The sequence below is a fragment of the Parvularculales bacterium genome, from assembly GCA_036881865.1.
GTDB lineage: Bacteria > Pseudomonadota > Alphaproteobacteria > JAPOUT01 > JBAJNM01 > JBAJNM01.
This window is the reverse complement of the sequence record JBAJNM010000019.1, coordinates 25,126-33,872: the sequence shown is the minus strand read 5'-3', so window position 1 is coordinate 33,872 and position 8,747 is coordinate 25,126. Positions and strand designations below refer to the sequence as shown.

8 protein-coding genes and 1 tRNA gene are annotated in these 8,747 nt (G+C 49.3%); 7 read left to right on the top strand and 2 right to left on the bottom strand.

Annotated features, from left to right (window positions below; translation table 11 throughout):
- From V6Z81_05865 to V6Z81_05855, 3 genes are all read left to right on the top strand, one after another.
- Positions 1-575 (top strand): ATP12 family protein (locus V6Z81_05865; protein MEG9862012.1); only part of this gene is annotated, 575 nt, incomplete at its 5' end.
- A gap of 62 nt (positions 576-637) precedes the next feature.
- On the top strand, positions 638-2,170 hold the full coding sequence (locus V6Z81_05860; protein MEG9862011.1) for an acyl-CoA carboxylase subunit beta: 1,533 nt from the start codon (positions 638-640) through the stop codon (positions 2,168-2,170).
- Positions 2,171-2,181: 11 nt separating this feature from the next.
- On the top strand, positions 2,182-4,191 hold the full coding sequence (locus tag V6Z81_05855) for an acetyl/propionyl/methylcrotonyl-CoA carboxylase subunit alpha (GenBank protein ID MEG9862010.1): 2,010 nt from the start codon (positions 2,182-2,184) through the stop codon (positions 4,189-4,191).
- A 17-nt stretch (positions 4,192-4,208) separates the two neighbouring features.
- Here the strand turns inward: V6Z81_05855 and lipB are convergent, their stop codons facing one another.
- Positions 4,209-4,895: a lipoyl(octanoyl) transferase LipB gene (gene lipB, locus V6Z81_05850; GenBank protein ID MEG9862009.1), complete on the bottom strand. Its 687-nt coding sequence runs from the start codon at positions 4,893-4,895 to the stop codon at positions 4,209-4,211.
- A gap of 166 nt (positions 4,896-5,061) precedes the next feature.
- Here lipB and V6Z81_05845 point away from each other — a divergent pair, with 166 nt between their 5' ends.
- The 4 genes from V6Z81_05845 (at position 5,062) to V6Z81_05830 (ending at position 7,810) form a co-directional block, all read left to right on the top strand.
- A complete protein-coding gene (locus V6Z81_05845) occupies positions 5,062-5,856 on the top strand; it encodes a phosphoadenylyl-sulfate reductase (GenBank protein ID MEG9862008.1) in 795 nt (264 codons plus the stop codon).
- Positions 5,857-5,937: 81 nt separating this feature from the next.
- Positions 5,938-6,024, top strand: a tRNA-Leu gene (locus V6Z81_05840).
- 195 nt (positions 6,025-6,219) lie between these two features.
- Entirely contained in the window at positions 6,220-7,245 is a 1,026-nt protein-coding gene (locus tag V6Z81_05835) for a DUF4268 domain-containing protein (protein ID MEG9862007.1), read from the top strand.
- Between the two features lie 112 nt (positions 7,246-7,357).
- A complete protein-coding gene (locus tag V6Z81_05830; GenBank protein MEG9862006.1) occupies positions 7,358-7,810 on the top strand; it encodes a DUF1489 domain-containing protein in 453 nt (150 codons plus the stop codon).
- A 4-nt stretch (positions 7,811-7,814) separates the two neighbouring features.
- Here V6Z81_05830 and panC read toward each other — a convergent pair whose 3' ends face one another.
- On the bottom strand, positions 7,815-8,684 hold the full coding sequence (panC, locus tag V6Z81_05825; GenBank protein MEG9862005.1) for a pantoate--beta-alanine ligase: 870 nt from the start codon (positions 8,682-8,684) through the stop codon (positions 7,815-7,817).
- Positions 8,685-8,747 lie beyond the last annotated feature (63 nt).

Below are 8,747 nucleotides of genomic sequence, written 5' to 3'. Positions count from 1 at the left end.
GGTTACCTTCACAAGATTTGGCGATGGCTTTATCTGAGAAACAAGCTACAAGAGTTTTGAGTCCTCTTGTCACTACGGCCCTTGATTATATTGAGCCTGACCCGACCTCTGCCATTGACGAGATAGTGGGGGGGTTAGATAGCGACCTTTTGTGTTATTGGGCTGATACCCCTGCGCCTCTTGTAGCGCTACAAGAGGCGCATTGGCACCCCATTCTGGAATGGGGTCAGGTTTATCTTGGGCTTGATCTTGATACTGTCATGGGGGCTACCCATCGCCCTCAGGCATCACAGATGTTAAAAAGCGCGGCCACGCTTTTGACCTCATATTCATCCCTGAGCCTGGCCGGTCTGCGGGCTATGGCGGGGCTCACGGGGTCAGGTCTGTTGGCGTTGGCTTGCTATCATGGGCAGGTGGGGGGGGAGGCTTTGTTTCAGGCGGCCTTTCTGGAGGAATTATATCAGCAAAAAACATGGGGGCAGGATGAGGAGGCGCAGGCGTTGCTTGATAGTCGTCATCAGGATATGATTGAAATTGAGCGGTTTTTTGAGTGCCTCAACTCCCCGTCCGACTAAGGGCAGAGGGGATTTGGGCGTGTTATGTGGCTATACTATGGCTATCATGATGAGGAGCGCCTGTGAAAGATATTATTGAAGAAATAAAAAGACGCCGAAGCGTTGCGCATTTAGGTGGCGGCCTGAAGCGCATAGAGGCTCAGCACCGGCGTGGCAAGTTGACAGCACGTGAGCGTATAGATTTGCTTCTGGATGAGGGATCGTTTGAAGAGTTCGATACCTTTGTGGAACATGATTGTCAGGACTTTGGCATGGCCGGACAAAAAATACCGGGTGATGGCGTGGTGACAGGCTGGGGCACGGTTAGTGGCCGTCCGGTCTATTTGTTCGTGAAAGATTTCACAGTATTTGGTGGCTCTCTTTCCAAATCTCACGCCCGCAAAATTAACAAGATACAAGATATGGCACTACGCAATGGTTCACCAATTATTGGTCTTTTTGATGCAGGTGGGGCGCGTATTCAGGAGGGCGTTGATGCTCTTGGTGGATACGGTGAGGTGTTCACCCGCAATGTATTGTCATCGGGGGTTGTTCCTCAAATCTCGGTGATCATGGGACCGTGTGCTGGAGGTGATGTTTATTCTCCGGCCATAACGGATTTCATTTTTATGGTGCGCCATACATCTTATATGTTTGTGACGGGACCGGATGTCGTGAAGACGGTTACCAATGAGGAAGTAACGGCAGAGGAACTGGGGGGAGCCAGTGTGCATACGACAAAATCCTCTGTGGCTGATGGCGCATTTGATAATGATATGGACGCTATGGCGGGTATTCGTCGATTGGTGGATTTTCTGCCGTTGTCTAATCGGGCTGAACTGCCGGAGCGCCACTCATTTGATGAGCCGGATAGGCAGGAACCCTCTCTTGATACCCTCACCCCTGAAAATCCCAACATGCCTTATGATATTAAAGAACTCATCTTTAAGATTGTGGATGAGGGGGATTTTTACGAGATACAAGAGGCATTCGCAAAAAATATTATAACCGGCTTTGCTCGCATGGAGGGTCGTACGGTGGGTATTGTTGCCAATCAGCCGATGATATTGGCAGGGGTTTTGGATTCTGATGCTAGCCGCAAGGGAGCACGCTTCGTGCGTTTTTGTGATTGTTATGACATTCCTATTATAACTTTTGTGGATGTTCCGGGTTTTTTGCCTGGCACAGCGCAAGAATATGGCGGCTTGATTAAAAATGGGGCAAAATTGCTATTTGCTTATGCTGAGGCTACAACGCCACGCGTTACGGTTATCACCCGAAAAGCTTATGGGGGGGCTTATGATGTGATGTCGTCCAAGCATGTTCGTGGTGATATCAATTATGCATGGCCCAGTGCAGAGATTGCCGTTGTGGGAGCTAAGGGAGCGGTGGAGATTATACATCGTCGGGATATAGGCGATGAGGAAAAAATCAAAACACTGACCGGGGAATATGAAGAGCGTTTTTTGAATCCTTTCATTGCGGCAGAGCGGGGATATATTGACGATGTTATTATGCCGCGTGAGACCAGACCCCGTCTTGTAAGAGCTTTGCGGTTGTTACGTCACAAAAACGTCTCTAACCCGTGGAAAAAACACGATAACATCCCCCTATAAGAGAGTGTGGCGTGTTTGAAAAAATCTTAATTGCCAACCGGGGGGAAATCGCCTGTCGGGTTATCAAAACCGCACGGCGTATGGGTATCAAGACAGTTGCAGTTTATTCTGAGGCTGATAGCCGGGCGCTTCATGTAGAGATGGCGGATGAGGCGGTAGCCATTGGTCCGCCACCTGCATCTGAGTCTTATCTGGTTATGGAGCGCATTATTGAAGCGGCCAGGCAGACAGGAGCCGGTGCCATTCATCCCGGATATGGATTTCTTTCTGAGAATGCCGCCTTTGTAGAGGCTTTGTCTACTGAAAATATTACGTTTATCGGGCCTAATGCGGATGCTGTGCGGCTTATGGGTGATAAAATCAGCGCTCGTGATTTCGCCATGGAGGCGGGTGTTAATACGGTTCCGGGATGCTCGGATGTTATAACAGGTGCAAAACAGGCCATAGGCATAGCGGAAGATATAGGCTATCCGGTGATGATAAAAGCCGCCGCCGGAGGGGGCGGAAAGGGCATGCGTATAGCCCACACGGCCCGGGAGGTGGAGGAGGGTTTTACGTCCTCCATGAATGAGGCACGCGCGAGTTTTGGCGATGATCGCGTCTATATAGAAAAATTTGTAACCTCACCCCGTCATATTGAAATACAGGTGCTGGCTGATGGGCATGGCAATGCTATTTATCTGGGTGAGAGGGAATGTTCTATTCAACGGCGCAATCAGAAAGTGATCGAGGAAGCTCCCAGCCCTTTTCTGGATGACAAAACAAGAGAAGCCATGGGCGCACAGGCAGTGGCGCTTGCTAAGGCAGCCTCTTATCAAAGCGCTGGCACGGTTGAGTTTATCGTAGATGAAAGCCGGAACTTCTATTTCCTGGAGATGAATACACGGCTTCAGGTTGAGCATCCTATAACGGAACTTATTACCGGCATTGATTTGGTAGAGCAGATGATACGCATTGCGGCCGGTGAGAAATTATCTCTTACGCAGAAAGATGTCAGCCTTAAGGGATGGGCTATGGAAGGCCGGATCTACGCTGAAGACCCTTATCGGTCTTTTTTACCCTCGGTAGGACGTCTTGTGCGGTATCACCCGCCGGAGGAGAGAGCAGGCGAGTCGTTGGTGGTGCGAAATGATACGGGGGTCTATGAGGGTGGAGAGATTTCTATCTATTACGACCCCATGATTGCCAAATTATGCACATGGTCACCGGACCGTATGCAGGCGATTGATGCTATGTCTGATGCGTTAGATGGTTTTCGCATTGAGGGTATTCGTCATAACATTCCATTTTTGAGTGCGGTTATGGAACATGAGAGGTTTCGGGCAGGCACTTTGACGACCAATTTCATAGCGGAGGAATATCCCTCCGGTTTTCAGGGGGTAGCCCTTGATAGCACGAGATCCAAGGCGCTGGCAGCTGTTGCATTGTTCGTGACTCATATTGAGATGCTGCGCGCACAGGGTATAGCGGTTGCAACAGGAAGAGAAGAACATGTTCTTACTGTTCGTATGGATGATGAGTTTCACCATGGGCGTATTAAGCCCGGAAGTGATGGTCTGCATATTTTCTGGCGTGAAGGAGATGTAGGAGAGCAGAAAAACGGTGTACTTGTTTCAAGTGACTGGAAGCCCGGCATGACGATTTTTGAGGGTAAGGTTGGGAGTGATTATCTGGTTGTGCAGATGACCCGTGACATTACGGGGAGCATGACGCTTACCTATCGTGGCACGATGATTAAGGCGGTTGTCATGACGCCGGGAGCTTGTGAACTGGTAGATTTTGTGCCTCGTGAAGATAGCAGTGGTGGTGGGGGGTTTTTGCTGTGTCCGATGCCGGGGCTTGTTGTTTCTATAGGTGTTGTTGAGGGGCAGGAGGTTAAGGCTGGTGAGCCTCTGGCGGTGGTAGAGGCTATGAAGATGGAAAATATTTTGCGGGCTGAGCGGGATTGCACTGTAAGCAAGATAAAATGCGCTCCGGGCGATAATTTGTCGGTAGACGACGTCATGATGGAACTTGAATAGTCCACGGCTGATTTATCTTATGTTTTGAACTGGTTTGGTTCGGTCACGGGGCCGAATACATCTTGAAATGTTTCTTTTAGGGCATCGTCTACGTCTGCCATAGAGGCTGTAATTCCTAAATCCGCTAGACTTGTAACACCGTGGCTGGTGATACCGCACGGTACAATGCCCGAGAAATGCTCAAGGTTCGGGTTTACATTCAAACTGATGCCATGAAAGCTGACCCAGCGGCGCAATCGGATACCGATAGCGGCAATTTTATCCTCACGGGTATTTAGGCCCTCTCCGCGTTGTACCCAAACGCCAATGCGATCTTTTCTGGTTTCGCCGATAACATCAAAATGCGCGAGGGTCTTGATAAGCCATGTCTCTAAATTACACACAAAGGCGCGTACATCAGGGTTACGCCGTTTAAGATTCAACGTGACATAAACGACCCGTTGCCCGGGGCCGTGGTACGTGTATTGTCCGCCGCGCCCTGTTTTGTATACCGGAAAGCGATCTGGCGTTAGTATGTCTTCCGGTTTGGCGCTAGTGCCCGCCGTGTAGAGAGGTTCGTGCTCCAGCAACCATACCAACTCCTCCATGGAGCCCTTGGCAATGGCTGTAGCACGAGCCATCATCTCATGTTCGGCCTCACGATAGGGTGTCAGGCCGGTGCTGATGCGCCATTCAGGGCCGGGAGAGGTTGGGTGAGTAGTCATGGGATGTTGTTATAGCATAGAGGTGATATCGTTGTTTTTGTGTAGTTTTTGGCCGCACATAAATAACACTTAAAAACAGTTTAATTAATTAAATTACATTTTTTTATTGAAAAATAAGGGCCATATTCTTAGATTCAGGACTCGATGATTACGGAGTATTGAGTGAATGGTTGACGTAGTACCTTTAGCAAAGGCCCGGCCTGTTTCCGATAGTGGAGAGAATGGGCGTTTGGGGGCGTTACGGCAGCGGTGTGAGGGGCTGTCGGGGGCAGCATTGCTTGAGGTTATGATACGCGATGAGTTTTCTGGCCGCCTTGCGGTGATTTCGTCTTTCGGGGCAGAGTCGGCGGTATTGCTCCACATGGTAGCAGAGGTTGATCCGGCGACACCGGTAATTTTTCTCAACACCGGCAAGTTGTTTCCTGAGACGTTGCGTTACCGTGACCGGTTGCAGGCAAAGTTAGGGTTAGCGGAAATACGGGTTATGGGACCTCATCCGGATGATGAGCACTCTTTGGATTCTGATGGGGGTTTGTGGAACAGCAATCCTGATGCATGTTGTCATTTTCGCAAAGTGTTACCTCAGGCGCGGGCATTGGCGGGTTTTGAGGCGGTGGTGACCGGCCGCAAGAGATTTCAGACTGGTGCTCGCATGACGATGCCTTTAATTGAGGAGGAGACTGTAGCCGTCTTGCCGGGATTGCCGAAACCGGTTGTTGACCACCGCATTAAAATTAATCCCTTGGCTCTTTGGGGTGAAGAAGAGTTACAGCACTATCAGGAGACTCATCGTCTGCCGGCTCATCCTTTGGTGAAGGATGGTTATTTGTCTATAGGCTGCATGCCTTGTACGGACAGGGTCTCGGAGGGTGGAGATTATCGTGAAGGGCGATGGGCCGGACGCGATAAGGATGAATGTGGTATTCATTTACCGGCATTTCGTGACGGTGACGGAATTTAATGTAGGGGTTTAGGGGTATTTTCTGGCTTTTTGGGGGCTTTGACAGTTGCGTTGTCCTCGCCTAAAACCGGTTGTCGGAATGCGGTCGTGGCGGAATAGGTAGACGCGCAGCGTTGAGGTCGCTGTGGGGTAAAACCCGTGGAAGTTCGAGTCTTCTCGACCGCACCAACCTTTGTATCAATTTGCACTAAGAATGATTGTCAGATTCCACTTAGAATTGGAATCTGACATCGATGCCTAAGAGAGGCCTAAAGAGAACTTTCTCTAGTTAAGGAGCGTGTTTCTGATTGGGATGAGAGTTATGAACGAGGAGATGGTTTCTCCATCTCTTTTAAATACGGTTTGATACTGATACTGTGAATTATGACTAAACCTCTTGGTAAATTAGAACGCGTGGAACTGCGTGATATATGGGAAACGGAAGACAAGCATTTCACTCCTTGGCTCGCTGAAGAATCCAATCTGGAATTGTTGGCCGAGACTCTCGGCATAGATCTGGAGCTTGAAGCGGTGGAAAAGAATGTAGGGCCATTCCGTGCAGACATTCTATGTAAGAACGGGGATAGGGATGATGATTCTTGGGTGCTTATTGAAAATCAGATTGAGCGTTCCGATCACCGCCATTTAGGTCAGATATTGACCTACGCTGCGGGATTACAAGCCGTCACTATTGTCTGGATTGCATCCAAATTTACGGAAGAACATCAAGCAACCTTGGATTGGCTGAATAAAATTACAGACGAGCGGTTTCGGTTTTTTGCCTTAGAGGTAGAGTTGTGGAGCATCAATGGTTCCATAGCCGCTCCAAAATTTAATATTGTCTCAAAGCCAAATGACTGGAGTCAGTCTGTTTTACACGCTGCTCAACACATTAGCGATGAACCCATTAGTGAAACCAAAAAACTACAATTTCGCTACTGGCAACAATTTCTGGAGTATCTAAAGTCCAGCGGATCACACCTTCGTCTAACAAATCCAAAACCGCGGCATTGGAAAAGTTTTTCCTTAAGCCGTAGTCACTTCACTATCGATGCTGTACTGGGTACGCGTGATAAACGCATTCGTGTAGAGCTATTTATCACAGATCCCGTGCATGCAAAGACCTATTTTCATATCCTAAAAAAGGACAAGAGCGCCATTGAGCAAGAAATTGGAGCGGCTCTGGAATGGAAAGAATTGCCTGCAAGAAACTCCTCGAAGATTCTCCAGTCTAAGGATGCGAATCCAACAGATGAGAATGATTGGCCCTCTCTGAATACTTGGTTTAAGGATAGGATAGAAGCCTTTGATAGAGCGTTTAGGGATCGGGTGCGGGATATTGACCCTGAGCAATTGGAGCAAGAAGAACAAGAAGAACAAGAAGAACAAGAAGAAGAGGACGCAGTATAATTCTTTTAGGGGTTTGCGTTTATGCAAAGAGACGAAGACTATTTTGGATTATAGAGGGTCTTGTTTTGGACGTTGCAGGATTGGACTCACTGGTTGCTATGCGGATATTGTGATGAGTGGCGAAACTCCCCGTTTGCATCTGGTGAAACTGTGCGTTGGCATTGATAGTGTTGATCAGTTGCGCCGTGTGCAACAACGCCGTGCGGGAGAAAAGCCAGAGCTAGGCAAACCGCGGGAGCCATATCACGGCACCCGTATGACTCCGTCTCGAAAGGAGGAATTGCTGGCGGGTGGCTCTCTTTATTGGGTTATTAAGGGTTTGATACAGGCACGCCAGACATTAGTGGATATTCGCACCGTTGAAGAGGGGACGCAGAAGCGGTATTGCTATTTAGTGCTGGACCCTGCTGTGGTGTTGACGAGGCCACAACCGCGCCGCCCTTTTCAGGGATGGCGTTATCTTAACCCTCAGGATGCTCCCGATGACATAGCGGAGGGAGAGGACGGCGAGGATGATATGCCCGAAGCCATGCGTGCCGAGTTGGCGACATTAGGCTTGTTATGAGTACCTATTGTGAGTTAAGGGCGATATTGTCAATAAGCCGTGTTGTGCCAAGGGTAGCGGCAACCAGAATGCGCGCCGGTTGACTATGGGTATAGGCTTTAAGCGGGTCAAGGGTTTCGGCATCTCGTACCTCTAGGTAATCCACCGGCGAAAACCCCACAGAGTGAAGGTGATTTATGCCTTTGGTGGTGCTTTTTCTTACGTCATCTCCCCGCCGAACTTCTGTTGCAATCTGTTGCAATGTTTGATGCAGTTCACAGGCTATGGGTCGTTCTTCGGTGGTGAGGTAGGCATTGCGGGAGGATAGGGCAAGACCATCGGGGTCGCGTATAGTAGGGGAACCGATAATCTTGATGGGCATATCCATGTCTTGCGCGAGGCGCTTAATCATGGCGAGTTGTTGATAGTCTTTCTCCCCGAAGATAGCAATATCCGGTTGACACTGGCTAAACAATTTAGCGACGATTGTTGCCACACCATCAAAAAAATGAGGTCGCACTGCGCCTTCCATATCATCGGTGAGGCCGGATACTTTTATGGTGGTGGCAAAGCCGGACGGATAGACCTCGTCGGTTGTGGGGGCATAGAGAAGATGCACCGGTAGAGATTTAAGTTTTTCTATGTCTTCTTCAAGGGTGCGCGGGTAGGCGGAGAAGTCTTCATGGGGTGCAAACTGGGATGGATTAACAAATATACTGACAATGATACGTTCGCAATGCCGGGTGGCTGTTTCGATCAGAGATAAATGTCCCTCGTGGAGTGCTCCCATGGTGGGAACAAGGCCGATGGTTTTGTTGTCCGTCCGCCATGAAGCCGTGTGGGTGCGTAGGTCGGCACACGTATGAGCAACAGAAAAGGGAAGCCGGGAAGACATGACAAACTATGACATCAGGGAAAGCCAACCCTTGTAGCGCTTGTTGCGTTGTTCGGCAAGGTG

What these genes read in the sequence shown, in the direction of transcription:
- panC (MEG9862005.1), bottom strand. Translation starts at nt 8,684, where the DNA reads ATGTCTTCCCGGCTTCCCTTTTCTGTTGCTCATACGTGTGCCGACCTA.
- V6Z81_05845 (MEG9862008.1), top strand. Translation starts at nt 5,062, where the DNA reads ATGGTTGACGTAGTACCTTTAGCAAAGGCCCGGCCTGTTTCCGATAGT.
- lipB (MEG9862009.1), bottom strand. Translation starts at nt 4,895, where the DNA reads ATGACTACTCACCCAACCTCTCCCGGCCCTGAATGGCGCATCAGCACC.
- V6Z81_05830 (MEG9862006.1), top strand. Translation starts at nt 7,358, where the DNA reads ATGAGTGGCGAAACTCCCCGTTTGCATCTGGTGAAACTGTGCGTTGGC.
- V6Z81_05835 (MEG9862007.1), top strand. Translation starts at nt 6,220, where the DNA reads ATGACTAAACCTCTTGGTAAATTAGAACGCGTGGAACTGCGTGATATA.